Below are 25,410 nucleotides of genomic sequence, written 5' to 3' on the forward strand. Positions count from 1 at the left end.
TCTACCACTTGAATCCAGCGCGGATATACGCTTTTTTATCATCAATCAAAGTCAGTTCTCCCAGGAACGAGAAACGCCTACCTTCGTAGCTTATCGCAGGCGTAAGCATGTACTGGAGTTTTGCGCCACCAAGGAACTTCTTAGAAAGTTTCATATGGTTCGATCCCGGAGTCGTATCGTTTACAGCGCTACCGTAATCCGTTCCCTTCCAGAACCACGTCTGGCGAACAGAAGCAAAGATACAGCCATCCAAGCGAGCAAAGACATTCCAGTCAATCGTACGGCTGTTCGGACCGCCCTGGTTGCCTAGCGGGAATCCGAGATGCGCCACCTGGGCCGTATTTTTCTTGAAGTGCGAATACACATAAGGTTCTACACGGGCGTATTCAAAAATCGTACCCGCCTCGATCTTGTGCCCCTTGTAATAAAAATCATGGCCCGCCTGGAAACCAGCCATCCAAGCCCACTTGGCTTCAATGTTGTCGTTTCGGATAAGGCTAATCGGAGATTCCATATCGTCCAGGAAAAATTCCGTATAAAGGCGCACCGCGTTAAACAGGCGGTAGTTGAAATCAAATGAAATAGAGCCGTTATTGCTGGGTTCCGAGAAATTCCCCTTTTCCATAAACAGCGGAGCCGTCGGGACAAACAGCCAGGGCTTCATGTCGTCATAAAGGACCGTCAGTTCACTGATGCCGAACGTCGCATTGCCCACGGCCAGTTCATAACGGTGACCAAACAGGTTTCGCGAATTATCCTTGTTCGACGAACTCATGCTGTTAAAGATGCGCAAGTCCGCATAGAAGCTCATCACGCGAAGAGGTCCTATCATCATGTCAAGGCTCAGCATATTGTACGGAAGCGAGAACTGGCTCAACGTGAGGTTGTTGTAGTAACCCGGCCCCCAGTGCATCACGTCGCGGCCAAAATCGAGACGCAGCCAGTCGTAATTAAAAGCGAAATGCGTACGATAGCGTGCGTAACTCGTGTATTCAACGCCGGAATTATTTTCCTCTCTCTGGATTTCCAAAAATTCACCATCATAGGATTTCGGACACGAAATAGAACTTCCGTTGCGCAAGCATCTAGCCGAGTGCCCTTCATTGTAAATACGAGCATCCAACACAAAGTCAACGGAATCGATAAAGCCACGCAAGTAAATACCGCCATCGAGAGCAGGCCAAATCGTATCGCCAATCGACTTTTTATTCAAACGATAATCTCGCCCCGTCCAAACCGTATCGCCGAGAGATTCGCCACTTCGGTAGTCTATACCGCCGACAAGGCTTGCGGCAATACCAAAACGAGGAATCACAGAATCAGGAGAACCAAGTCCCTTTCCTAAAATACCTGCTCCGCGCTCGCTATCGTAATAAAGCAGGGCATCACTTTCCGTTTTCGTGAAGTTCTTGCGGAAAGTCGTATCCCTGCGCGGATACGTAAAGTACTGGCGCTCATTGCCCGTCGTCTGTCGATGGTATTCAAACAGCATCGGAGCCGTTTCCAGAGTACGCAAGTTGCGGGAATGTTCAGGCTCAATGACCGGAGAGGCAGCAAAAGATACACTTGCAGCAACAAGGAATGCACATGATACAAAAAGGAAAGCCTTCTTCAAAATCATTTTGCAAATTTAGCATTTTCGATAGCAAGATTCGCTAAATTGCAGAAATTTGAGCCATTTCGTTCCGCATGGAACTTTTCGTTCCGATTAGACATGTGATAAAAAACTTAAACCGCATTTTGAACATTCAAATATGATCCTACAAATAATAGGTTTTAAGAAAATGTTGAATGGGAGAATTTCTATGAATAAAAAACTTCTGACAATAAGCTGCATTTCAAGCCTTTCATTAGCAATGTATACCGCCTGTTCGGACTCGACTTCAGCGGCAGATTTTTACAACGCAGGTGAAGAAATCGACGCAAGCTCCAGTAGCGTAAGCGATAACCAGTCAACACCCACATTTGAAAGCAGCGACTCTGATATTTCAAGCTCCAGCGAATTACCTCCCGACAATTCCGCTCCGGGCAGTTCCGCAAATGTTCCTGCAAGCAGCTCCGGGAATGCCCCCGCAAGCAGCAACAGCAACGGCACAAGCAGTGCAAACACAGCCTACTCGAGCACTCCGGCCGCGCAAAGCTCTTCCAGCGCGCAGCCCGAACAAGTTAACGAAAATCCCGGGGACCGCGCCGTCATCGCCTACGCTGCTAGCGGCGCCACAGTCACAAACGCAGGCAACTGCGTCACCGTTACAGGCGGTACCGTCACGATCAAGTGCGGTGGCGAATACGATTTTAGCGGTTCTTACAGCGGTAGCGACGCCCAGATTCTCGTGAATACCGCCAAGACAGACACCTCTGTTTACCTGAACATGAAGGGCCTCACGCTGACAAACACGACAGACGCCCCAATCTACATTCAAAAGGCAAGCAAGGCTTTCGTTGTCGCCAAGAACGGCACGACCAACACATTCACGGACGCATCTTCGAGAACCAAAACATACAACTACACAAACGACTCCGGCGAAGCCAAGACCGATACGACAGGCGCATGCATTTACTCCAAGGACGACCTCACCATCAAGGGCGAAGGTACGCTTATCGTCAAGGCAAACTACAACAACGGTATCCATACCAGCAATGACTTGAAGGTGAAAAACGGCCTCATCACCGTAAACGCGAAGAACAACGGTCTCAAGGGTAAAGGTTCCGTCGAAATTAGTGGCGGTACCATCAACATCACCACGACCGAAGGCGATGGCATCAAGAGCGATACCGAAGATGCAGCAGACTTGGCATCCGGCAAGGGTTCCATAGAAATCACGGGCGGCACAATCACCGTAACGTCCGCATTTGACGGCATCACGGCGGCAAACGCCGTCGTCGTTGCAAACGGCGAATCCAAGAGCCCGAGCATCAAGATAACAGCTGGCGGCGGCCAGACATGCCTCAGCAACAACACAAGTTCGACAGGCGGCCGCGGCGGCATGGGAGGATTCCCTGGCGGCATGGGCGGTAGCTCCTGCTCTACAACCGAAAGCATGAAGGGCATCAAGGGCGATTCGAGCATTACCATTAGCGGTGGCGTAATCGACATCAACAGCCGCGATGACGGTCTCCATAGCGGCGGAACCATCACGCTCAGCGGCGGCACAATGACCATCGCTACAGACGATGACGGTGTTCATGCCGAAAAAGCCCTCTACGTCAAGGACAACGCGAACGTGAGCGTCACCATCGCTTACGAAGGCATGGAATCCCCGGACATGAACTTTGAAGGCGGCATCACGAGCGTCATCACCACGGACGACGGCTGGAATGCGGCTGGCGGCACAAGCTCCACAACAGGCGGCAACACGGGTCGTGGCGGCCCCGGCGGATTCGGTGGCGGTGGATTCCCGGGCGGCATGGGCGGTAGCACTGGCAACCTCAAGGTCACGGGCGGTTACCACTACATCTACGTCGGCACAGGCGACACAGACGGCATCGACAGTAACGGCAACATTGATATCTCTGGCGGCGTCATCATCGTGGAATGCCGCATGAACGGCGGTATGGGCGGCATGGTCGATTCCGACGGCAACACAACCATTTCCGGAAACGCAAAGCTTCTCGGATTCGGGACAAACAATTCTGAAGAAGGTACGCAGTACAGCGTCAATTTTGACACCAACAGCTATTACGGCACTTCGGATATCGCGTTCAAGCCAAGCTTCTCTGGTAGCAAAATGGTTTCTAGCGTAGGTAAGCCGGCCGCCATGAGCAGCGTAAGCGGCATGACCAAGACCTGCTTCGGGAACAGCACCGATCGCTGCGTTTATACGAAATAGACGAAAGAACGGGCTGTTAGCCCTACAGACGAAAGACTAAAGATAAAAGGCGAGCACATTTGCTCGCCTTTCTTATTGCAATTTCCGGCTTCTCTCGTCTTTCGTCTAAACTACATCCAGCCGCGGTCAGATGTGCCGGAAATACCACGAATCTTAAGGTCAAAGTCATCGCGGTTCGTCGCAGCGTTCATTGCCGTTTCGAGCGAAATCTGCTCATTCTGGTAAAGCTCCAGGAGCGCCTGGTCGAACGTCTGGCTATGGTATTGGATGTGGCCTTCGGCAACAGCCTGTTCCACCATGTCAATCTTGTTCTTGTCCTGGATGTATTCCTTGATAGCGCCCGTATTCACGAGAATCTCGGCTGCCGGGACTCGCCCCTTGCCATCCTTCGTCGGCAAAAGGCGCAGCGAAATGATGCCCGCCAAGACTTCGGCAAGCAACAAACGCACTTCGTCATGCTGGTGCGGCGGATACATCGAAAGCACACGGTGGATCGTTTCCACGGCGTTCGTCGTATGGATTGTCGCAAAGACCATGTGACCCGTATCAGCTGCCGTCAAAGCAATCTGCATCGTTTCAAGGTCACGAATTTCGCCCACGAGGAGCACATCCGGGTCCTGACGGAGAGCCGCACGGAGCGCATTCGCATACGAAAGCGTATCCACGCCGATTTCACGCTGCGAGATAATCGCTACGTTATCTTTATAAAGGTATTCAATCGGGTCTTCGACGGTAATGACGTTTACGGATTCCTTGTGGTTGATGTAGTCAATCATCGAAGCAAGCGTCGTCGACTTACCAGAACCCGTCGTACCCGTCACAAGCACAAGACCGCGCTTGGTCAAAGCCAAATCGCGAATGACTTCGGGCAAATGCAATTCTTCAAACGGCGGAATTACGGCCTTGATATGACGAATCACGACTGCGATCGAACCACGCTGACGGAACACGTTCACACGGAAACGCCCCATGTCGCGGGCGCCCACGGCAAAGTCGCATTCCTTGTTCGCTTCAAAGCGCTGCTTCTGGTCGCGATTCATGATATCATCCAAGAAGGAATCCATCATAGCGCTATCGATGCGCACGTCAAAAAGCCTCTGTAAAGCACCATTGATACGATAAACAGGCGGAACGCCAACTCGCAAATGCAAGTCAGACGCCTTGCGGTTTACCATTTCACGCAAGAGCTGTTCAATGCGAAGTTCAGCCATATTAGACTTCTCCAAACTTTTCGCGGCAGAGTTTCTTTACTTCTTCCAGACGAGATTGAATTTCAGCATTATCCGGATTTTTCTTGGCGAGATCCGAATAAATATCTAGAGCCTTGTCGTAGACTCCCTGTTCCATGTAAATGTCGGCCAGCGTACGCGTATTCAGACTGTCATCCAGATCAGCGGCGCCACGAGAGAGCGGAGCTTCTGCATTTTCAACAAGGCTTGCTGAAACTTCGTCATCGGAATCGCCGGACATCAGGTAGTCTACGCCGTTGTTGTTCGGTTCATCGGACTCAGGCAGGGAATCGTCTTCGTCAAACAGTCCCTTGAATGCGTTCGAGACTTCGGAATCGATGGAATCGAGTTCAGCAGACGGAGCAGTCTCTTCTACAGCCTGTTCTGCGACGGGAGCTGCAACAGGTTCTTCCGGCAAATCCAAATCATCATCTTTGCCAAAAATGCTATCAAAAGATTCTTCGACGCCCTTTTCTACATTTTCCTTTACTGCGCTCTCTTCAAGTTCTGCACTTGTCGCTTCCTGGCTCAAAGATTCTTCGGCTGGAGTTTCTTCGACCGAATTTTCAGAAGAAGGAGCAGATTCCGCAAGAGAAGAATCGTCCTTGTCACCGAACATGGAAGCAAAAGCACCACCCATTTCCTGAGCAAGGCTTTCTTCTTTCGGCTGTTCTGCGACAGATTCTTCAGCAACAGGTTCTTCAGCTGGAGCATTTTCTACAGGAGCTTCATCATCGCCAAAAAGCGCATCAAAAGCACCGTCAACGTCTTCGGCAGCCGATTCTTCATCCTTTTTTTCAGATTCGCTTGATTCATCCAGATTCAAGACAAAATCATCTTCAGGCTTGGACAGGTCCTCTTCGTCCGAGAAATCCATATGAGAAGTCGGGACCAGACCTTCTGCCGGAGCAATATTCTCGGCAGCTTCCGTTGGCGTAAATTCAGGAGCCTTTTCAACAGCGTCATTGCCTGCAGCATTAGACAAAGTATCTTGGTCCATGCTAAAGCCTGCATCAGCAGACTTTTCGAACAAGCCACCCAAAGATTCCCCAGAAGCAGGTTCTTCAGTTTTTTCCGCTTCAGGAGCCTTTTCATCCGTGAATGCGGCAACAGAATCCGTCGTTTCCTTTGAAACATCTTCATTCATGTTGAAGTCGGCATCGGCGGATTTTTCAAACAAGCTCCCAAACGAATTTTCATCGGACTCTGGAGCTACAGAAGCATGTTCTTCAGGGAGTTCATCATCACCCAAAAGCGACGAGAAAGCATCATCAACATTCGTTCCGGCATCTTCAGTCTTTGGCGCCACCTCTTCCGGTGTTTCATCTAGATTAAGATCGTCCGACTCAACGGCATCGGCTTCATCCGAGAAATCCATATGCGATGTCGGAATGCCACTTTCAGAAGATTCAGCAACGAGATTTTCCTTTTCTGTCGGATTTTCATCTGGCGCATCCAAACTTTCTTCAAGCGGACTTTCTTCAAGCGGTTTCTCTTCATTTAACTCAGAGCTGGACGAAGTGTCAGCCGTAGATTCTTCCGGGAGTTCGTCGTCGCCAAGCAGCGAAGAGAATGCATCGTCAACATTCGTTGATTTTTTATCTGCATCCAGCGGTTCATCCAAGCTATCAAGACTAAACTCGCTCTCATCAAGCTTTTCATCAGAAATCTTTTCGAGCGGTTCATCAATCAGTTCATCAGAGACGCTCTCCTGCTTGGATTCTTCGGCATCATCAACCTTTTCGTCATCCGAGAAATGCGAGAAGAGAGATGACGTTGCCGGTTCTTCTTCGGCAACAGCCTTCTTGCCCGAATCCACAACATCGAGATCGTCATCACCGCCCAGGATGCCAGAAATGGCAGAAGAAACTTCTGAAGAGTTCAGCACATGATCAAAATCAGGAATTTCAGAACCATCAGGATTCTTGGAAAGATCATCGGAAGCAAAATTCAGGGAATTACGCAAAGCCTCCATTGAAGAATTGTCTTCTTCATCAGTATTCGGAAGCGAAGCTGCAAGGTTTGCAAAGATATTGTCTTCACCGCTGGTTTCTGCATTTTCAGCATCATCGTTCACGTCCATCGTAAACGAACTTTCGTCCATCGGTGGCGGCACGAGACTTGCCTGTTCTTCTTCTGGGAGAACATCGTATTCCTCTTTCCAGAACGGATCCAGCGGGTCCATATCGTGAACACGGCGGAAACAGGCATTTCGCTCAGCAACCTTACCAAGCTTATCGTAGGATTCACCCATTCTCTTATGAGCAGAGAGGCAGAACGGATCCTTGGCAAGCACCTTCTTATATTGCGAGATGCTCCCCGCATAATCCTGCTGACCTGCCAAGACCTTTGCACGGACCAACATTGCAGGAACATCGGAAGGTGAAGCCGCAAGAGCCGTATCGACAATTTTCAAGGCGGCTTCGTAATCACCCGAAGCACGTTCCATGTCGGCAAGCCAGGCAAGAGCCTGAGAACGCCCCTTATTCTTTTTTACAGCCTTTCTGAGAGAATCCAACGATATAGCCATCATTTCTCCAATGGAAGAAGAACAGCTTCATCCGCCAAAAGTACAGGTATACCGTCGCGAACCGGATAGACACGGGAACCATCAGGTGTCGTAAGCGCTTCGGTCAGGGGTTCAGTAATAGCTTCGCCAGCTGCGTTCTTGAGTGAGCCGGCACTAATAGCATTGTTCAAAAGAGCGATGCAATCCTCGCCCGCTTGAGAAAGAGGTTGACGTGTTTCCGGGCAGCAAAGAATACTTAACAATTTAGAATCGAGCATAAGACCTTTTAAATGTGTTATTTCATCAAAAAAATAACACATTTTTACAAAAAAGGGCAAATTTTAACGAAGATATTTAAGGTTTACAAGGGCAAAATTGCCGTTTTTGCCATTTCCAATAAGCAAATACACGCACATACCCAGTTTATCGAGCCAGTTGATGTTGAATTCTTCGCGGTAACCCGAGAAATTCGAGACCACCAAAAGCTCACGGCAGCCCGTGCGGTTGCAGATGGACTCCATGTCCGAAAGCGGTCCAAGGAGATGCTTGCGGTTTTCTTCGCTCAACTTTTCAGGTTCAGAGCTCACGCAGCCGAGAATTTCAATGCCCGGGATCACGTTGTAGCTGTCGAACCAGTTGTTGAGGGAATCTTCGCGGCCACCCAGCAAGATGGAGCGGTGGCGTTTTTTCGCAAATATACGGTAGAAATAGTTTATCCAGAACGCAACGCGACGCCAGGCAAGGAGCGCAAGCGGAATAAAGAGGCTGGAGAAAATCGTAATGAATAACCAGTCCCTACCAATATACGGTAAGGAGCTAGCGCTGTTTCCAAGAACGGAAACCTGGGTAAAGTAACGGAACGCAGCGTACCCGCCCACCGTAAGCAAGTTCAGCGGAATCAGGTAACGCAGGAACTTTTCGCCCTTGAGGCTCGACACAGTGTATTCACCACGGAACACGAGAAACACGAGGTTCACAATGGTGACAAGCCCCACAAGCCACCAGTCCTCAAATTGAGCCAAGTCCAAAATGCCATGCACGGCAGTAAAGCCTGCGGTGGGGCTATCAGTAATAGCAACATCAATCCCTTTGTTCAAGCCGACAAGCGCCCACACGACAAGCACACCCAAGTCGAGGAACATCTTCCAGAACTTCGGGATAAGGCGCGAAAACATGCCCACAAAAGCAGCAAAAAGGATTCCGAACGACACAAGGAAATTCGGAACAAAATAAAGGTCCTTGTGCTTTTTCACAAAGATCAGCATCGCCTTGTAGAAATCCACATACGAACCCCAACGGCGCGTACGGCAGCTCTGGCCCTTAAAATGCAAAATATTCGTGACCGGCGTGTAATAGTTGTGGAGACCCATTTCCTTGGTGCGGAAACAGAGGTCCAAGTCTTCACCGTACATGAAGAAATCTTCGTCAAAGCCGTTCAGCTTTTCATAGACATCGCGGCGGATGCAGAAGAACGAGCCGCTAATGGCATCGACTTCAATCATCTCGTCCGGGTCGGCGTATGTCATGTTATAGCTTGCAAGCGTCTTGCTTTTCGGAAAGAGCGAAGCAAGGCCAATTGTCTTGGAAACAGCAGAAACAATCGTCGGGAACGAACGGCGGCATGCCCACTGCAGCGTTCCGTCTTCGTTCAAGATACGGCAACCGACCGTGCCTGCATCCGGATGCTCTTCCATGAACTGGAGCATTTCGCGGAAAGCGTTCTTTGAAATGATCGTATCCGGGTTGATGAAGAACAAGTATGGCTTGGTCGCATGCTTTTCGGCAAGGTTACAGCCTTTGCCAAAGCCCAGATTTTCCTTGGAGTCAATCCATTCCACTTCCGGGAAGAAGTTCTTGATTTCGGGAATGATCGGCTCGGTAGAACCGTTATCCAGAACGATAATCTGCGAATCGATCCCTTCGCATGCGTCACGGACGGACTTAAGGCATGCCGGAATGAAGTCGCAAGAGTTATAAGCAATGATAATGACAGAACAGGAAAGCATGAGCAATTAGCAGTAGAAAGTTGTTGTATTAATTCGGAATTATGATTTCGGAATTCGGAGTTTAAATAATCGCGGCAAAGCCGCCTTATTAAACAATTGTACTTTCGTTTTACTCAAGTACCTAATGCTGGACTCGAAAATAGGCTTGCAAGCAATCCTGCTTCACTCGCCCTATGCATTAGTCCTAATTCATACTTCCTAATTCCGAATTGCTTAAGCGAGGCCGAGGCGAAGCTTGAGCACGAGGAAGAACGCTTCGGAGATGATCCCGCCGCTCATCTTGGAAGTGCCGCGAGTGCGGTCCGTAAAGATGATGGGGATTTCTTTCACGCGGAGACCCTTCTTCCATATCTTGAAGGTCGTCTCGATCTGGAAACAGTAACCATCGCTCTTCATCTTGTCGAGGTTAAGCGCCAGCAACGCTTCACGGCGGAAGCACTTGAAGCCGCCCGTCGCATCGCTGATCGGGAGGCCAGTCACAAGTCGCGTATAGACATTCGCGCCATAGCTCAAAATCAGGCGGCGCAAATCCCAGTTCACCACGCTGATGCGGTGATCCTGATAACGGCTACCCAGCACAAGGTCGGCATCTTCGGCAGTTTCCAGGAATCGGTTCAGATCCGTCGGGCTATGGCTAAAGTCGGCGTCCATTTCGAAAACGCGCTCGTAATCGCGTTCAAGCGCCCACTTGAAACCCATCACATAGGCGGAGCCAAGACCCATCTTACCCTTGCGGCGGATCAAGTGGATTCTGGGATTCTTGTCGGCTTCGGCCTGAACGAGGTCGCCAGTACCATCCGGGGAACCATCATCCACCACCAAGATTTCCAAGCAATCATTCTGTTCCAAAATGGCCGACATAATGAGGAGAATATTCTCCTTTTCATTGTAGGTCGGAACAATAACCAAACTCTTAGGGAACGCCATAAAATACCTCTCTAAACACAAATCTACACAAATTACAATTCGCCAATGGTATCAGAAACGGGATAAGAGCGTTTTTTGTTGCCATTCATCATCTCGCCAAGAAGTCCAAGCGAAAAGAACTGAACACTCATGACAAGCGAGAACGCCCCGGCCAACAGAAGCGGACGCACATGCATCGCCCCAGTCTCACACCATTCATAGCCAAAATAACCGCAAGTGCCAAGACCGAAAAGCATCAAAATAAGCCCAATCAGCCCAAAGAAATGGAGCGGTTTCGAAGAGAAGCTACGCATGAACATGAGGGATACCAAGTCCAAAAAGCCACTCACCAAACGGGAAACGCCGTACTTCGAGACCCCATGGACGCGAGCGCGGTGCGCGACAGGCATTTCCGTAATGCGAAAGCCCTGCCACTTGGCCATCACCGGGATAAAGCGGTGGTAGTCGCCATAGAGCTGGATAAAGCGGACAACGGAGCTGCGATAAGCCTTGATGCCGCAGTTGAAATCGTGCAGGCGCTTGCCACAGACCATCGACACGGTCAAGTTGAAAAGCTTGGAAGGCATCGTCTTGTGCCAAGGGTCAAGACGTCGAATCTTCCAACCAGAGACAAGGTCGTAACCGCTTTCGAGGATCTTGATCATCTTCGGGATTTCGAGCGGGTCATCCTGCAAGTCGCCATCGAGCGTAGCGACATACTTGCCACGAGCCTTGGAAAAACCAAGGGCAAGTGCGGCGGCCTTGCCGCAGTTGAACTGGAAACGGAACGCACTCATCGAAGATCCAGGTTTTACACCATATTCCTTGGCGAGACCTTCGACAACTTCCCATGTATTATCGCGGCTACCATCATCAATGATGATCACCTCGAATTCCATACCGGTCGGTTCGATTGCGGCCCAAATTTCCTTCATCAACTCAGGAAGATTTTCACTTTCTTCCTTAACAGGGATAACCAAGCTCAAATCCATGACAATACCTCAAGAACTAATTTACAGCATCGGCAGCCGGTGCCGGTTCTTCATCAACCTTAAGCGATTCGTCCGTAATAGATTCGATCTGCTGGAGGCTCATCGTAAGGCGGCTCTTACCCGGAGCATCGTAATCCGGGATGTTTTCGAGACCGCGCTTCACGACATCGATAGCCTTAGCCTTCATGCCCGCAGAAGCGTAGACATAGGAAGCGGCCCAGTAGTTGCGCCATTCTCTCGGGAACTGGTAAATGCCCAGCTCAAGATACTTGGCGGCATCGTTAGCAATACGTTCGACTTCAGCCTTGTCGGCCTTGGTAAACGGCTTCTTCGTGATGAGGGCCGAAATCTTTTCACGGGCATCAAACGAGATCTGCAAATAGAGCGAGACATAGCTGCTGAGCAAACGTTCCGTTTCGGAATTGATGTACGCAGAGCCATCGCCAAGACCGCGGAACTTATACACGCTATCAATGAGAGCGGCAGTCTTCTGAGCATCAAATGCATTCTGCTTCGGCGTGAGGTCGCCCTTCACAAAGTTGTAGACCATGCCTTCCTGGACCATGTACTTTTCAAGACCCATGAAGTTCGAAGTTCCGACAGTCGTCGAAATTTCAATCGGCTTATCCATGTTCTGGAGAGCAAGATCGATCACGAGCTTGTACTGCGTGAGCATCATGCTAGAACGGTTTCTCTTAGCCCAATCCAGGAATGCGTCCCAGACCTGGTAGTTCACCTTGAACTGGAGAAGCTTGGCAGAATCAGCCTGGGAGAGATTTCCGGCGGCTTCCATCTGGTCGATGCGTTCCTTGAGCTTGGGCTTCAGTGATTCCGCACGGCGCACCCAAGTCGAAACAAGGTGGTTCGGGTTGTTGGCGCTGCTATTGTCAAGGACCAAGTCGTTATCGATGGTTTCCTTGGTATAGGAAAGCTTGAGAATCGGTTCATTCACGAGCATCTGCTTGATGTACCAGTCCGTATTGCCCAAGGAGAGGTTCACCACGCGGACGTCCTTACGAATACCAGCGACTTCCTGAGCAAACCACAGCGGGAACGTATCGTTATCGCCATTCGTGAAAAGGATTGCATTCGGGCGGCAGCTGTTGAGGAGGTTATAAGCATAATCCCAAGGAACCCAGAGGCCAGAACGGTCATGTTCCTTGTAGTTCGAAATGCTCGGAACAAGGAGCGAAACAAGCACGAGTGCGGCGGCAATCGGAGAGGCAAAAGCAGCCGTCGTTGCAGTCGTTGCAGCAAGCAGCACGAGAATACCAGCACCAATACCGTAAATCATGCTCATGAAGATGAATGCCGGCGTGTAGAAGTAGTCACGTTCGCGGACTTCCATGTGGACCGCTTCCGGGAACGGGGCGCGCTGTCCAAAGCGGGCAAAGCTTTCTTCAATCTTCTGCCAGTTTCTCCAAGCGGCTGTATTTTCGGCATCGCTAATCTTCTTTTCGAATTCAGCAATTCGGGATGCCGGAGCGTTGCGCATGCGGAGGCGTTCAATCGCAAGCTTGGAATAATCAATCGTCTGGCGAAGGTCGATGAGTTCGTTCGGGTCCGGAAGAGACGTGATGCCAGCACCGGCATTGTTCAAGTCCGCCACATTGCGAGTCATGGCGCTAACCCAGTAGTCACGGTCGCGCTGTTCCATGCGAGTGCCATCGGCAAAGTTGATATAGAACAGGAGGCCAAGCGAGCAAAGGGCGTAAAGCGTCGAGACAAAGATTCCGAGATGCTTGTTACGCTTATAGACATAAACGCAAGTAGCAACAATAAGACCGTTAAACAGCAAGAAGAAGAAAAGCTGCATAAAGGTGTTGTCGCCCATAAACGACATCTGCGTCGGGAACTTGAAGCCCAAACGCTCGACCGGTTCATTTTCGGAAGCGTCAAACGTGTAGACACCGTTGGCGTAGTTCACCCCACCGACCTTTGTCGGCAAGTACTGGGCCATCTGGTAACCACCATAGCTCATGCTCGGGAAGGAGAGCACCTGGTGGGCAATGCGGGAACGGCGATAGAAAGCACGGGAAATCATGCTTTCGGAACCGTACTGCTTACGTTCAATAAATGCGTTGAAGGCATCCCAGTTCTTGGCTTCGAAAAGGTTTCCGAGCTGGAGGTTGCCCTGTTCGTCACGGATGTTGAGTTCCGGATCGTTTTCATCAATCGTCGGGTTGAGTTCAGAACGGATCGGGATGTAAAGATGGGTGCTATAGCCGACCAAAGCAAAGAACGCAAAAGCGAAAGAAAGAAGGAAGCTACGCTTAAAACCAGCTTCACAACGCCTGAATACACCCTGGCTAATGCCAGCATAACCCAAACCAGCAACAATCAAAGTACCAATGATCGTAATAGGCCAGCTATCCGTAATCATCAACAAGGCGGCAGCGACAAGAATCGACAAACCGGCCACAGCCGTCTGCTGGAACGGGAACCTTTTGCTGAACAGAAGGACAAGCCCCAGAACAAGAACACAAATCAGGGAAATTTCAATAAAGCTAGACACCATGTAGATGACGGAGCAGAGGAGCGTACCCGTAATCCAGATGGGAATGCGTTCGACAATCTTTTTCGGCTGAGCGACAAGGAGGAGCACAAACACGGCCGGGACGGTAAGCATCGTATAGAGGTGTGCGCCCACGCCAAGGAATGCGATATAGCAAATGAAGATGAGAAGCTTATCGCTGCCCGATTCTTCGCGCTTGTTGTACCAGACAAGACCAAAGTAAGAGACGAGCATCAAAATGAGCATCGCAACGCCATAGACTTCGGCTTCGACCGCGTTGAACCAGAACGTATCGGAGAACGTGAGGAGGAAACCTGCGACGAGAGCGGCTGTGCCAAGCACAAATGTGCGCATCTTTTCAGAAATCTTTTCGGCAAGGGAGTCCGTCTTGAGGACTGTTGCCAAGAGTTCCCAGGCAAAGAGGGCTGTCACATAGACCGTCGCGGCAGAACTCACCACGGAGATGTAGTTCACGCGCTTTGCAATTTCGCCCACGAACGGCAAAAGTAAAATGACCGCACGGGCAAAGAACACGAAGAACGGCGTTCCAGGAGGATGCGGAATGCCAAGCGTGTTAGCGCAAGCGACGAATTCACCGCAGTCCCAGAAAGAGACCGTCGGGGCCATCGTCATCATGTAAACGATCAAAGCAATAAAGCCAGCGATACCGGCAAAGATGTGCTTATGCCACTTCTCGTTAATCTTCATAAAAATTAAGCATCCTTCTTAGTATTGTTTGCAACCATGCCACGCTTCTGCAAGAATCCGGCGAGGAGTCCGTTCACGAACGTACCCGAAGAATCCGTGCTGAACTTGGCGGCAATCTGAACCGCTTCAGAGATGACCACCTTCATCGGGATTTCAGGAACATACAAAAGTTCAACCATCGCGATGCGGAGGACAATCCTGTCGAGAGTAGCCATGCGCTCAATTCCCCAATGAGCGGAGCAGGCTTCGATTTCAGAATCGAGTTCGGCCTTGTGTGCAAGGACCAAGTCGACAAGCTTCATGCCGTACTTTTTCATGTTGTCCTGGAGCGGCTGGGCTTCCAAAACGCCCGGGAGAGCATCAGCAACCGTGCCACCAGAAATTTCCATTGCGTAAAGCAACTGCATCGCAAAGACGCGAGCAGGTCTAAAACTTACTTGTGCCATAATTATTTCCCAATCTGCTTGTAAAGATTTACCATTTCGACGGCAGTTCTTGCCCAGTTGCAGCCGAGGTTTCCGGCCTTGAGGCCAGCGCGGTTCATCGCCTGATCGACCGTATCGGTCGTAAGGATCCCGAGAATCACGGGAACCTTGCCTTCGGCAGCGAGCGATGCGATTCCGCCCGTAGAATTGTTCACAACCACGTCATAGTGCCCCGTTTCGCCACGGATAACGGCACCGAGAGCCATCACGGCATCGTACTTGCCAGAATCCACAAACCTGCGGCAGAGGCCCGGCAGTTCAAAAGCACCCGGCACATGAGCCACAGCGATATCGTCGCTATCGACGCCGAGCGTTTCGAGTTCGCGGACAGCGCCTTCGAGGAGCTTGTCAGTCACCACTTCGTTGAAGCGGGCAACGGCAATCGCGACCTTCAAACCAGAACCATTGAGGGAATTTTTGAATTCTTTCATCTTATTTTCCTTCATCTAAAACTTCAGCTGCGCCATGATCCGCATTGTCGAGATGGAGTTCGTGGCCCATCTTTTCTTTCTTGGTGCGCAGGTAAAAACGGTTGATTTCATTGGGCTTGATTTCGATAGGCACACGTTCCACGATCTTGAGACCGTAAGCGGAAATGCCAGAAATCTTGCTCGGGTTGTTCGTGAGGAGTCGCATTTCCTTCACGCCGAGGTCCGCCAAAATCTGAGCGCCCGTACCGTACTGGCGCAAATCGGACTTGAACCCAAGGTGCAGGTTCGCCTCGACTGTGTCGAGACCCTTTTCTTGGAGTTCGTAAGCGCGGAGCTTGTTGCAAAGACCGATGCCACGGCCTTCCTGACCGCGCATGTAAAGGAACACGCCACCGTGTTCGCCAATAAACTTCATGGCTGCGGCAAGCTGGTCGCCACAATCGCAACGGAGGCTACCGAAAATGTCGCCCGTGAGGCATTCGCTGTGAACGCGCACATAAACCGGCTTGCTAAAGTCCGGATTACCGGCAACCCAGGCCACATGCTCGACGCCATCGGTCTTGCTGCGGTAGGCATAAGCCGTAAAATCGCCGTACTTGGTAGAAACGTGCGGGGCAGCCACACGCTGCACCAGCTTTTCATTTCTCAGGCGGTAGTCGATCAAGTCGCGAATCGAGATAATCTTGAGGTCGAACTTCTTTGCGACTTCCTGAAGCTGCGGCATACGAGCCATCGTGCCGTCTTCGTTCATGATTTCGATGAGAGCGGCAGCCGGGCGGAGACCGGCGAGCTTTGCAAGGTCCACAGCAGCTTCGGTGTGACCTGCACGGCGCAGAACGCCTTCTTCCTGAGCGTAAAGCGGAGAAATGTGCCCCGGACGGCCAAAGTCCGAGGGCTTGGAATTCGGATCGGCGAGAGCCTGGATCGTTGCGGCACGGTCGTGGGCAGAAACACCCGTGGTGCAACCTTCGAGCTTGTCGACCATGACGGTGAACGGAGTGCCGAGCATGGAGGTGTTTTCAGCAGTCTGACGCGTAAGATTCAATTCGCGGCAGCGAGAAATCGGAAGCGGGCAGCAAAGCACACCACGCCCCTCGTGGAGCATGAAGTTCACCTTTTCGGGAGTAATCTTTTCGGCGGCGATAATGAAATCGCCCTCATTTTCACGGTCTTCGTCATCAACCACGACCAAGAACTTGCCGTTCTTGAAATCTTCAATGGCCTCTTCAATCGTATTAAGCAAGGTCACGTTCCTTTAGATAGTTTTCAATATATTTGCCGAGCATATCGACTTCTACATTCACCATGGTGCCAGGCACCCAGTTCCTGAGATTCGTGCGGGCTAAGGTCTCGGGGATAATGCAGACGCGGATGTAATCCTCCCCTTTTTCGGCGACCGTAAGGCTAATGCCGTTCAAAGTGATGGATCCACGACGGATGACATAGCGGCGCAAGTCAGCTGGCAGAGCCAAATCGACTTCCACGCCCGTTTCGCGCGGAGTGACGCGCAAGACTTCGGTAGTGCAGTCCACATGCCCCATCACAAAGTGACCGCCCATAAAGCTATCGGCACGGCAAGGATACTCGAGATTCACGAGATCCCCGACTTTTGCCTGCTGGAAGGACGTATTCACGACGGTCTGGTGCATGAGACAGAACGTAGCTTCGTCATCGGTACAGTTTTCAACTGAGAGGCACACGCCATTATTGGCAATGCTGTCGCCCAGTTTGCTGTTTTTGAAGAATCCCGGCGACTTCATGCGCATGGTAAGCGCGTCTCCCCTGTTTTCGAGGGAAATGATTTCGCCGGTTGCTTGAATTATACCCGTAAACATACGGTGCAAATTTAGCAATTTAGACGAAAGACGACAAATGCATAAGCTGAGAGTCGTGGCCAAATTCATTTGGACATGACCGAAGCAAGCATTTGGGACTTGAGCGAAGCGAAAGTCCAAAGACGAGAGAGAAAGGGCTTTTAAGGCGGATTACCCTTATCTAATTGGGATAATACACGGTCAGCACATCGGGGCCGATGACGGCGGATTCTTTAGCGACAATATTGGCGGGCAATTCGGGGTATTCGAGGCCAGCCTTGACAGCACCGGACTCAATGAGATTTTCGAGGGTGATATCGACGGAAGTGTCGGTGGAACGCCAAAGATCGAGGCGGTTCCAGAGAGGGTACGCATTTGGGGCGTTTTGCGAGAAGTCGCCACATACGCCTTTGAACAGTTCGCGCGCAAGAGCTGCGCCGGGTTCCACCATCAAGCGGTGCATTCCACGAGCAGACAAGTCGTCAACCATCGCGCACCAATTTTCAGCAAACGAATCGTGAAGTAACACAACGCAATCGGCAACATTCACCAAATTCGGTTGCGCCACGCACGAAAAAACAATTGGCGTTACATCGCCAGCACTGAAGATTTTCAAACGCGAAATTTCATCGGCGCTAAATTCGTGATGACCCGCCCAGACGATTTTCACGGGATTGTTGCCTGCGGCATAACGCACATCAAGTCCCGGATTATCGGCAAGGAGCGTCCCCGCGCCGACGAGAATCGCATCGCTCATCGCACGGAGTTCGTGATTCCAGCAGTTCGCGCCCTGCTTTGTAATCGCAAGCGGCAAACGCTTGCCAGAAGCATCAACGCTACCCATAAATCCGTCTTGCGAAATGGCAGACTTGACTTCGACAAACGTGCGCTTAGTGCGTACAAAATAATCATACGCTTCAAAATAGCGTTCCACTTCGGCAAAGACGGCTCGGCCTTCAGCTTCCCGAGCAGCCTTGTCTTGAGGTGAAAGACTCGTAAATTCGAAGACGCGGCATTCCGAACAAGATTCACCGTTTGAGCAATCCTCGACGCAAGCGAGAATGCAAGCGTCCACGCCTTCGTGAACTTCAATTCCCGCATTCTCAAGAATCTTGCGAGACTTCCCATGCACAAGAGGATTCGGGTCGGAATGTGCGAAATAGACTTTCTGGATTCCGGCCTCGATAATCGCCTTGGTGCAAGGCGGAGTGCGACCGTAATGGCAGCACGGCTCCAGCGTCACAAAAATGGAGGCGCCGCGAGCAAGTTCACCCGCATCGCGTAACGCCATGACTTCAGCATGAGCGCTCCCAGGGCGCTGAGTGCGCCCCTTCCCCACGACAATTCCATCCCTGACGACAACGGCACCGACCGCCGGATTCGGGCGGCTCTCGCCTATCGCAAAGAACGCTTGCTCCAAGGCAAACTGCATGTAGTTTGTGATTTCTGGGGTCATGTCTTTAGCAACTCAAGATGGCGATCCCGGAACGGAGTCCGGGATGACAAGTCAGGATGAACATTCAAAGGGCGAACGTTTAGTTCTGCGGCGGGAGTGCGAGGATGCCACCTTCGACGTTGAACACCCGGGTATAGCCGTTTTCAACGAGGAACTTGGAAGCGGCCATGCTGCGCTTGCCACTGCGGCAGTAAATCAACAAGTCCTTGTCCTTCGGGAATTCGCTCAAGCGCTGCGGCATTTCCTGAAGCGGAATGTTGATAGCGGTTGCAGCCGCCATGCCCTTCGCCACTTCAGCCGGGGTACGCACGTCAATAAGGACAGCACCAGCCTTGTGCATATCCAAAGCCTTCGGCCAGTCAATCGTCGTAATCGTCGCTACTTTCTGTTCAACAACGGCAGCAGCCGGTTGTACAGCTTCAACTTTCTTTACAACAGCCTGCGCTTTCTGTTCTTCAGAAGAATCGCAAGCCGTAGCAAGCAACATAGCGCAAAAAGAAATCGCCAATAATTTATTCATTTACGTACTCCTTGAAAATTCAAAGTAAAAGATAACTGTTTTTTAAAACATCATATAAAATATGCACTGGATTCTTCACCCCTTTGAGGTTCAGAATGACGTAAAGCATTGAAAATCTAATCTTTCTTCACATGGGCGTCAATAAAGCTAAATGCATCTTGGTAAGCCTTGTCGCGAACGTCCTTACGCGAGAGGAACAAATCATGAAGGCCGCCAGGAATCGTCGTCGTCGTTACGGAATCTCCAAGATACGGCGCCCACTCTTCAATATGATCCACATCCAGGACCCCATCGCAATGCAAATAATCATCCGTCCATTCTTCACCTTTTGCGCTACAGTCTCCATGCATAACCAGCACCGGAGACTTGATATTCAACCTAGAGTGGACTCGGCCTTGACCGTTCATAACCGCGCGGAGCCAGCCGAAATACATATCTGGACGGGAGGAACTTTTCAAGGTTTCATTGAACTCCCATTCGCCCTTTTCACTTTTCAAAAGTGAATAGGCATAATTCGGATCGCCCGTGGAACCTACACAGAAATCAGGCCAGAAAAGCCCCATTTCAGAAACAAGCGGAAACCCTATTTTGCGCAGGAACCAATTATAGTTCATATCAAAAAAGGGGCTGTTCAACACAAGGGCCGCAAAGCGCTGTTCGCTACGATCATTCGCATAAAGAGCCGATATCAAGCCTCCCAGAGAATGACCAATAATCACAAAAGGAACATGTTCCGCCTCTTCGTAGTCATCTACAGCAATTTTCTTGCTGAGTTCAACAGCAACATCAAGTTCTGCATAAAATTCCTTGATGTTACGCATGTCACTACGGGGTTCATCAGACACAAACGAGCGACCGCAATAATGCAAATCAATCGCAAAGAACGCAAAGCCAGCGGAATCCGCTTTTTCAGCTAGTTCCTTCTGGAAAAAATAATCATTGTACCCATGCACATAAAGGACAATACCACGCAAACTCGTATTCTGCTCGCCCGCACGAGGAGAACTCCCAAACGGGTATTCTATAAGCGTCGAGTGAAAAACAGCATGGCTATCAGGACTCGTCTCTATCGGATAAACCTTAAAAGGTTCACCAAGTTCCATGTCAGTCTGCACCTGGGACATCGATTTTTCAATCACATCAGGATGCACATCGATAATAGAAGTGCTATCTAACTTCACTTCCTGCATAGCTTCGGCGTTCGCAAAATACACATAAACCGCCCATGCAATAAAGAAAAGCACCAGCGGAATAATCATGACGATTATTTTAACCTTTTTCATGCGCTACATAATACAAAAAATTTATTGCGGCGAAGATTACAAAATCAACGCAACGACCTCTTTTGCAACCTGAACTGGATTCAAGTGATTTTTCTCACAGAGATCCGCAAAGCTCACCTTGTCATAGAACTCCTTGGAAAGCCCGCGCACAAGCACCTTCGCACCTGTATCGCCAAGAGCAGCCGCCACCTTCTGGCCAAAACCGCCCTCGACCACGCCGTTTTCAAGAGTGACAAACACATTGTGAGTCTTGGAAAGCTCATGCAGCAAGTCGCTATCAACACCGCTTGCATAACGCGGATTCACAAGCGTTGCATCAATACCTTCGCGACGCAGTTCAAGCGCCACAGCTGCGGCACGCTGGTAAAAATCGCCAAGGCCGATCAGAGCCACGCGCTCGCCACGATGCACGACCTTGAACTTGTTGAGGTTAGAATAATCCTTTTCAAAAATGTCGCTGCGGTGATGTACAGCGTTCGGCACGCGAATCGCCACCGGATGTTCCGTCTGATCAATCGCCCAATCCGCCATCGTCTTGAATTCCTCAACGCACGTCGGGCACAGATAAACTAGATTCGGAATATTCGAAAGCATCGGGATATCAAAGATGCAGAGGTGCGTCGTATCGTTCATGCCATCTGCACCAGACATCGTCACAAGAATCGTTGCGGGATTGTTATTGGCACACAGATCCTGCGAAAGCTGGTCGTAGGTACGCTGAATGAACGTGCCATGCGTACTGTACACAGGTTTTGCGCCACCCTTTGCAAGCCCGGATGCAAGCGCAACCGCATGTTCTTCGGCAATGCCCACATCAATAAATTGCTTGCCCGCCTCTTTGCGGCGGGCTGGATAAAAGCCAATCCCCGCCGGAACAGCCGAATGAATCACGACAACCTTCGGGTCGCTCTTGATTTTTGCCATGAGGTAGAGCCCGAGAATTTCGCCGTAACTTTCGCCACTGCCCCAGTTGATTTCGCCCGTTTCGATATTGAACGGAGCCGCCCAATGCCAGCCTTCGCGGTTCTGTTCGGCATAAGAATAGCCACAGCCTTTTTGCGTATGCAGATGCACCACGACCGGGCGCGTCGAATTTTTCACGGACTTGAAAATTTCAATGAGCAAAGCGATATCATTACCTTGTTCAAGATACTTGTAATCAAAGCCAAGCGACTTAAAGTAATTGTTTTCAGACTTGCCCGCAGTCGCGCGAAGTTCTGCCAGGGACTTGTAAAGCCCGCCGTGGTTTTCGGCAATGGACATTTCGTTATCGTTCACCACAACGATAAAATTCGTAGCGTATTCGCCTGCGTTATCGAGACCTTCAAACGCTTCGCCACCGCTCAAGGAACCGTCACCAATTACCGCAATCACATTGCCCGATTCACGCAGCACATCGCGAGCGGTCGCAAGGCCAAGCGCAAGGCTTACCGACGTAGAGGTATGCCCCACCATAAAAAAGTCGTGTTCGCTTTCGGTCGGTTCGCTATAGCCCGTCACATCGCCATAATGCGGTTCTTCCAAGAACGCCTGGGCGCGGCCCGTGAGCATCTTGTGGCTGTAGCTCTGGTGGCTCACGTCGTAGACAATCTTGTCCCTCGGAGAATCGAAAACGTAGTGAAGCGCAATCGTCCCTTCTACAAATCCGAGGTTCGGCGCCACATGGCCGCCACGCTTGGAAAGCTTTTTAAGGAGTGCCGTGCGCATTTCGGCGGCAAGCTGTTCGAGACTCTTGATGTCCAACGCTTTCACGTCGGCCGGGGACTTGATTTTTTCTAGGAGCATAGGAACCAAACTATTTTTAAAGGTGACCTTTAGTAATATATACAAAAAGTTTCGCAAAAAAATTTTTCAATGGTTGACAAATAAAGCCAACCACCAACTCAAGCAGCTGCGTTTCTAAATCAGAAGATTCCTCCTGAAATTTTTTGGGTTTTCTCTGTAATGAAACGCAGGGCATAGAGTTAATATAGGACTATTTTTTCAACCGTAAGCAGTTAAAAAATATTACAAATTCTTACGAATGATGAGTTTTCCGGTTTCGTTCAACGGAGCTAGAGGTACTTTCACAATGTCATCTAAAAATGCTCTTTCTTCCGGTGTAAGAGCATTTTTACTGATGGCTATCCAGGGTTTTGAATCATCACAAGACAAGGGGTCTTTTCCAAATTTGACAAACAAAAAATTTGAATTTAGTTTCATCAGATAATCAATGCAAGCAGTTGAACCCTTGTTTGGAGGAATCATGCTAACATAGCGAAATAAGGAATCTATATTCAATGAATCAGAACCCAATACAGCCATTTTCAACAATTCATTATTAACTACCAACAATCCATCTCGAGTATTTATCTTCGGAGGAGAAAATTTTCCCGATATACCATCCAATGTTTTAGCCGAATCCAAATACTGTAGAATTTTTGCGTAAAATTTTTCTTCCGACCTCACTGCTTTTTTGACATATGCGGGCCTTTTTTTGACAAAATCCCGCATAAGAGAATCCGCATTCAAAATTTCGTGGTTAGAAACAACCTTTTTCAAAAAGCGTTCAATTTCTTTTGCATCCTTTGATAAAAGGTATAGTTGCGACCATTCAGCTACAGGTTGCCGTAAAATAATTTTTTTGTCTTTTATTTTTTTGACTTCATCCAATTCGAGAGGACTCGACCAACTTTTTGTTATCGTATGGACAAACTCATGGTCTATAGATCGAAAGCTTTCTATACTTTCAGTTTCAAAATCTGTCCGTATAAACGTATCAAAGATGGCTTCGAAATACCGACCAAATACATATTCTTGTGAGATTCTAGAAAAAGCAATTCGATTCCACCAAAAAGAGATTGCCTCGGCATCCTTGATTTGACAAGGTATAAACCCGCATTGAATATTTTTACCTTCTGCAAAAACAGAAAAAAAGCAAAACAGTAGAAGCAAGACTATTCTTTTCATCATGGCGTTTTCTCAAGTTTTTTCAAAAAATCAATCTCTTCTTTTCCAAACTCATTCAAAGGGAAACCGACCCAACTCCTGCAACTGAAACCTCGACGAGATTTCAGTTTCTTATTCGTAATTAGAAAATCTTCATTATAAAACTTTTTGTAATAAGAATCAGATTTCACAAGAAAATATTGCGTCGATATTTTTTTTAAGAATGCGCTGCAATCATACGGATGATCAGAACGTTTAATAAAGTCCCCTGTCTGGACATAAACCAAACTTCCGTCAATTCCAATAAAAGTTTCGTAATCAGTACAGAAACCATCCTCTTGTTCGCATGAATCCCCTATATCATAAATCACAGAAATGGAATCAATATAAAATAAACTCGAAACGTTCTTTCCATCAGCAAACAATCGTCCATATTCTTTTTTTTCTACAAACTTAGATAGCGTATCTATAAGAACAGGCGTCTTTCCATAAAAAATTCTACCCATGATAGATTTCTCAAAAGGAGTTTTTACTTCTATAAATTTTGAAGAAACAATCAAGGCGGAATCCTGACGGAAATAACGAGATTCATCGTTTGCAGCAAACACCGTATAGGAACGAGAATTTGCAAAAGCAAAAAACAGCAAAGTCAATATTACAAGTAATCGCATAGTTGCCAGATGCCATTCCTTTTATAAATAATCATTTTGTCATTTGAATCTGTTTTTTAAAATGTTGCGGGACGCATTTATTGATATCAACTTCTTGACTATAAATACGAACCGATCGTTTTCCTAAAGCTTTTCCACTAACATGGACATCATAGAAATAAGATCCATCTTTATTTGTAAGGACTTCAATACCAACCCATATTTAACCATCTTTCATATTCTCATGATCTCCAGGAGAAGAGAACATTGAAGGTCTATCTATTTTGTCTAAAAAAAAAGTTTGTTCTGCATTTTGCCAAGGATGTAAGTGAAAAACCAACATTTTTCCATTAGGATTACTATTTCTAAAGGTTTCGGTTGAAACATTTAAGCTATCCCTAAATTCAGATCCCATAGTATGAGTCCCTCTTGCTTTATCATAAAAACCAATATAAACCGTATTTAAATTCCTTAATTTTGTTCCTATTGCAGAAATTTCTTTACGATTTTCTTTATCATTTTTATTTTCACGAACCATACTTAAATGGTGATAAACCATTTTCTCTATAAACTTGTCAATTTTATATTTCTTTATTGCTTCAGCCACAAATATAATCATGTCCATCGCTTCTTTCGTAAAGCGGTCTTCACTTGCAACAGGCAATTTTTCATTTTCATCATTCGAAAAAGCATTCGCTAGATTGTCTCCATCTACAGTTTTTTGAGTTCTTTCTTTTTCTTTAGAAGCATTAATTAACTGATCATCATTTTCAACGGTCTGCGTTCCGCTCGGGTCCACGCCGCTTAGGGGGTTCCCGTTCACATAGGCATAGAGGTTGATGCCGTCGGCAAGCCATGTGGGGTCCGTGGAGACCCACCTTGAGATGTGTGCTGCATAGAAGCCGTAGTTTTCCGCGATTTGCCAGGCACCATCATCCTTTTCGCAGAGAAAGCCGAATTCTAGCAACAGTGCTTCTAAATCAGAAGATTCATCCTGAAATTTCAGGGGCATTCTCTGCAAAGAAACGCAGCGCATATGGTTAATATAGAATTATTGTTTGCATAGATTAAATTCTGGAAAATCAATTTCAACAATAATACACCTATTTGATACTTCTAAATAAGATGTTCTCCTTTTTCCAACACCA

The 25,410-nt window shown here is 48.8% G+C and carries 20 protein-coding genes; 1 reads left to right on the forward strand and 19 read right to left on the reverse strand.

The genetic code is table 11. The annotated features are described in order from the left end of the window. Position 1 precedes the first annotated feature (1 nt). Positions 2-1,621, reverse strand: coding sequence for a hypothetical protein (locus ACJMM9_RS09610; RefSeq protein ID WP_405326152.1), 1,620 nt, complete (start codon positions 1,619-1,621; stop codon positions 2-4). 184 nt (positions 1,622-1,805) lie between these two features. Between ACJMM9_RS09610 and ACJMM9_RS09615 the strand changes: the two genes are divergently transcribed. After that, positions 1,806-3,830: a carbohydrate-binding domain-containing protein gene (locus ACJMM9_RS09615; protein WP_405326153.1), complete on the forward strand. Its 2,025-nt coding sequence runs from the start codon at positions 1,806-1,808 to the stop codon at positions 3,828-3,830. Positions 3,831-3,940: 110 nt separating this feature from the next. Here the strand turns inward: ACJMM9_RS09615 and ACJMM9_RS09620 are convergent, their stop codons facing one another. The 18 genes from ACJMM9_RS09620 to ACJMM9_RS09705 form a co-directional block, all read right to left on the reverse strand. Further along, positions 3,941-5,041 (reverse strand): type IV pilus twitching motility protein PilT, encoded by a 1,101-nt coding sequence (locus ACJMM9_RS09620; RefSeq protein ID WP_088639846.1) that lies wholly within the window; start codon positions 5,039-5,041, stop codon positions 3,941-3,943. Between the two features lies 1 nt (position 5,042). After that, the gene (locus ACJMM9_RS09625) at positions 5,043-7,592 is read right to left on the reverse strand and encodes a tetratricopeptide repeat protein (protein WP_405326155.1); all 2,550 of its coding nucleotides are present in this window, start codon (positions 7,590-7,592) and stop codon (positions 5,043-5,045) included. Next, positions 7,589-7,846 carry a Trm112 family protein gene (locus tag ACJMM9_RS09630; protein WP_173353554.1) on the reverse strand — a complete coding sequence of 86 codons (258 nt, stop codon included), beginning with the start codon at positions 7,844-7,846 and terminating at the stop codon, positions 7,589-7,591. The genes ACJMM9_RS09625 and ACJMM9_RS09630 overlap by 4 nt, the downstream gene beginning before the upstream one ends. Positions 7,847-7,909: 63 nt before the next feature. Continuing rightward, a complete protein-coding gene (locus tag ACJMM9_RS09635; protein WP_405326158.1) occupies positions 7,910-9,574 on the reverse strand; it encodes a glycosyltransferase family 2 protein in 1,665 nt (554 codons plus the stop codon). Between the two features lie 213 nt (positions 9,575-9,787). Next, entirely contained in the window at positions 9,788-10,501 is a 714-nt protein-coding gene (locus tag ACJMM9_RS09640; RefSeq protein ID WP_405326160.1) for a polyprenol monophosphomannose synthase, read from the reverse strand. Positions 10,502-10,533: 32 nt separating this feature from the next. Beyond that, entirely contained in the window at positions 10,534-11,472 is a 939-nt protein-coding gene (locus ACJMM9_RS09645) for a glycosyltransferase family 2 protein (RefSeq protein ID WP_088639851.1), read from the reverse strand. A gap of 16 nt (positions 11,473-11,488) precedes the next feature. Further along, a complete protein-coding gene (locus ACJMM9_RS09650) occupies positions 11,489-14,695 on the reverse strand; it encodes a DUF2723 domain-containing protein (protein ID WP_405326162.1) in 3,207 nt (1,068 codons plus the stop codon). Between the two features lie 5 nt (positions 14,696-14,700). Beyond that, on the reverse strand, positions 14,701-15,141 hold the full coding sequence (gene nusB / locus ACJMM9_RS09655; protein WP_405326164.1) for a transcription antitermination factor NusB: 441 nt from the start codon (positions 15,139-15,141) through the stop codon (positions 14,701-14,703). Positions 15,142-15,143: 2 nt separating this feature from the next. After that, positions 15,144-15,611, reverse strand: coding sequence for a 6,7-dimethyl-8-ribityllumazine synthase (ribH, locus tag ACJMM9_RS09660; protein WP_405326166.1), 468 nt, complete (start codon positions 15,609-15,611; stop codon positions 15,144-15,146). A gap of 1 nt (position 15,612) precedes the next feature. Beyond that, entirely contained in the window at positions 15,613-16,860 is a 1,248-nt protein-coding gene (locus ACJMM9_RS09665; protein WP_405326168.1) for a bifunctional 3,4-dihydroxy-2-butanone-4-phosphate synthase/GTP cyclohydrolase II, read from the reverse strand. Further along, entirely contained in the window at positions 16,847-17,446 is a 600-nt protein-coding gene (locus ACJMM9_RS09670; RefSeq protein WP_405326169.1) for a riboflavin synthase, read from the reverse strand. The genes ACJMM9_RS09665 and ACJMM9_RS09670 overlap by 14 nt, the downstream gene beginning before the upstream one ends. A 160-nt stretch (positions 17,447-17,606) precedes the next feature. Then, positions 17,607-18,881, reverse strand: coding sequence for a bifunctional diaminohydroxyphosphoribosylaminopyrimidine deaminase/5-amino-6-(5-phosphoribosylamino)uracil reductase RibD (ribD, locus tag ACJMM9_RS09675; protein WP_405326171.1), 1,275 nt, complete (start codon positions 18,879-18,881; stop codon positions 17,607-17,609). A gap of 79 nt (positions 18,882-18,960) precedes the next feature. Next, positions 18,961-19,401, reverse strand: a complete 441-nt coding sequence (locus ACJMM9_RS09680) for a rhodanese-like domain-containing protein (protein ID WP_405326173.1) — start codon at positions 19,399-19,401, stop codon at positions 18,961-18,963. A 116-nt stretch (positions 19,402-19,517) separates the two neighbouring features. After that, the gene (locus ACJMM9_RS09685; protein ID WP_405326175.1) at positions 19,518-20,684 is read right to left on the reverse strand and encodes an alpha/beta hydrolase; all 1,167 of its coding nucleotides are present in this window, start codon (positions 20,682-20,684) and stop codon (positions 19,518-19,520) included. A gap of 36 nt (positions 20,685-20,720) precedes the next feature. Continuing rightward, entirely contained in the window at positions 20,721-22,469 is a 1,749-nt protein-coding gene (locus ACJMM9_RS09690; protein WP_405326177.1) for a 1-deoxy-D-xylulose-5-phosphate synthase, read from the reverse strand. Between the two features lie 222 nt (positions 22,470-22,691). Next, positions 22,692-23,636, reverse strand: a complete 945-nt coding sequence (locus tag ACJMM9_RS09695; protein WP_405326179.1) for a hypothetical protein — start codon at positions 23,634-23,636, stop codon at positions 22,692-22,694. Further along, positions 23,633-24,283, reverse strand: coding sequence for a hypothetical protein (locus ACJMM9_RS09700; RefSeq protein WP_405326181.1), 651 nt, complete (start codon positions 24,281-24,283; stop codon positions 23,633-23,635). Before ACJMM9_RS09700 ends, ACJMM9_RS09695 begins: the two co-directional genes overlap by 4 nt. Positions 24,284-24,485: 202 nt before the next feature. Next, positions 24,486-25,274, reverse strand: a complete 789-nt coding sequence (locus ACJMM9_RS09705; protein WP_405326183.1) for an RHS repeat-associated core domain-containing protein — start codon at positions 25,272-25,274, stop codon at positions 24,486-24,488. Between the last annotated feature and the right edge of the window lie 136 nt (positions 25,275-25,410).

The sequence above is a fragment of the Fibrobacter sp. genome (genome assembly GCF_045112255.1).
GTDB lineage: Bacteria > Fibrobacterota > Fibrobacteria > Fibrobacterales > Fibrobacteraceae > Fibrobacter.

Coding starts and splice junctions, on each gene's coding strand:
- ACJMM9_RS09645 (WP_088639851.1), bottom strand. CDS start 11,472: ATGGATTTGAGCTTGGTTATCCCTGTTAAGGAAGAAAGTGAAAATCTT.
- ribD (WP_405326171.1), bottom strand. CDS start 18,881: ATGACCCCAGAAATCACAAACTACATGCAGTTTGCCTTGGAGCAAGCG.
- ACJMM9_RS09625 (WP_405326155.1), bottom strand. CDS start 7,592: ATGATGGCTATATCGTTGGATTCTCTCAGAAAGGCTGTAAAAAAGAAT.
- ACJMM9_RS09640 (WP_405326160.1), bottom strand. CDS start 10,501: ATGGCGTTCCCTAAGAGTTTGGTTATTGTTCCGACCTACAATGAAAAG.
- nusB (WP_405326164.1), bottom strand. CDS start 15,141: ATGGCACAAGTAAGTTTTAGACCTGCTCGCGTCTTTGCGATGCAGTTG.
- ACJMM9_RS09700 (WP_405326181.1), bottom strand. CDS start 24,283: ATGCGATTACTTGTAATATTGACTTTGCTGTTTTTTGCTTTTGCAAAT.
- ACJMM9_RS09680 (WP_405326173.1), bottom strand. CDS start 19,401: ATGAATAAATTATTGGCGATTTCTTTTTGCGCTATGTTGCTTGCTACG.
- ACJMM9_RS09620 (WP_088639846.1), bottom strand. CDS start 5,041: ATGGCTGAACTTCGCATTGAACAGCTCTTGCGTGAAATGGTAAACCGC.
- ACJMM9_RS09630 (WP_173353554.1), bottom strand. CDS start 7,846: ATGCTCGATTCTAAATTGTTAAGTATTCTTTGCTGCCCGGAAACACGT.
- ACJMM9_RS09695 (WP_405326179.1), bottom strand. CDS start 23,636: ATGATGAAAAGAATAGTCTTGCTTCTACTGTTTTGCTTTTTTTCTGTT.
- ribH (WP_405326166.1), bottom strand. CDS start 15,611: ATGAAAGAATTCAAAAATTCCCTCAATGGTTCTGGTTTGAAGGTCGCG.
- ACJMM9_RS09685 (WP_405326175.1), bottom strand. CDS start 20,684: ATGAAAAAGGTTAAAATAATCGTCATGATTATTCCGCTGGTGCTTTTC.
- ACJMM9_RS09705 (WP_405326183.1), bottom strand. CDS start 25,274: ATGCCCCTGAAATTTCAGGATGAATCTTCTGATTTAGAAGCACTGTTG.
- ACJMM9_RS09610 (WP_405326152.1), bottom strand. CDS start 1,621: ATGATTTTGAAGAAGGCTTTCCTTTTTGTATCATGTGCATTCCTTGTT.
- ACJMM9_RS09615 (WP_405326153.1), top strand. CDS start 1,806: ATGAATAAAAAACTTCTGACAATAAGCTGCATTTCAAGCCTTTCATTA.
- ACJMM9_RS09670 (WP_405326169.1), bottom strand. CDS start 17,446: ATGTTTACGGGTATAATTCAAGCAACCGGCGAAATCATTTCCCTCGAA.
- ACJMM9_RS09690 (WP_405326177.1), bottom strand. CDS start 22,469: ATGCTCCTAGAAAAAATCAAGTCCCCGGCCGACGTGAAAGCGTTGGAC.
- ACJMM9_RS09650 (WP_405326162.1), bottom strand. CDS start 14,695: ATGAAGATTAACGAGAAGTGGCATAAGCACATCTTTGCCGGTATCGCT.
- ACJMM9_RS09635 (WP_405326158.1), bottom strand. CDS start 9,574: ATGCTTTCCTGTTCTGTCATTATCATTGCTTATAACTCTTGCGACTTC.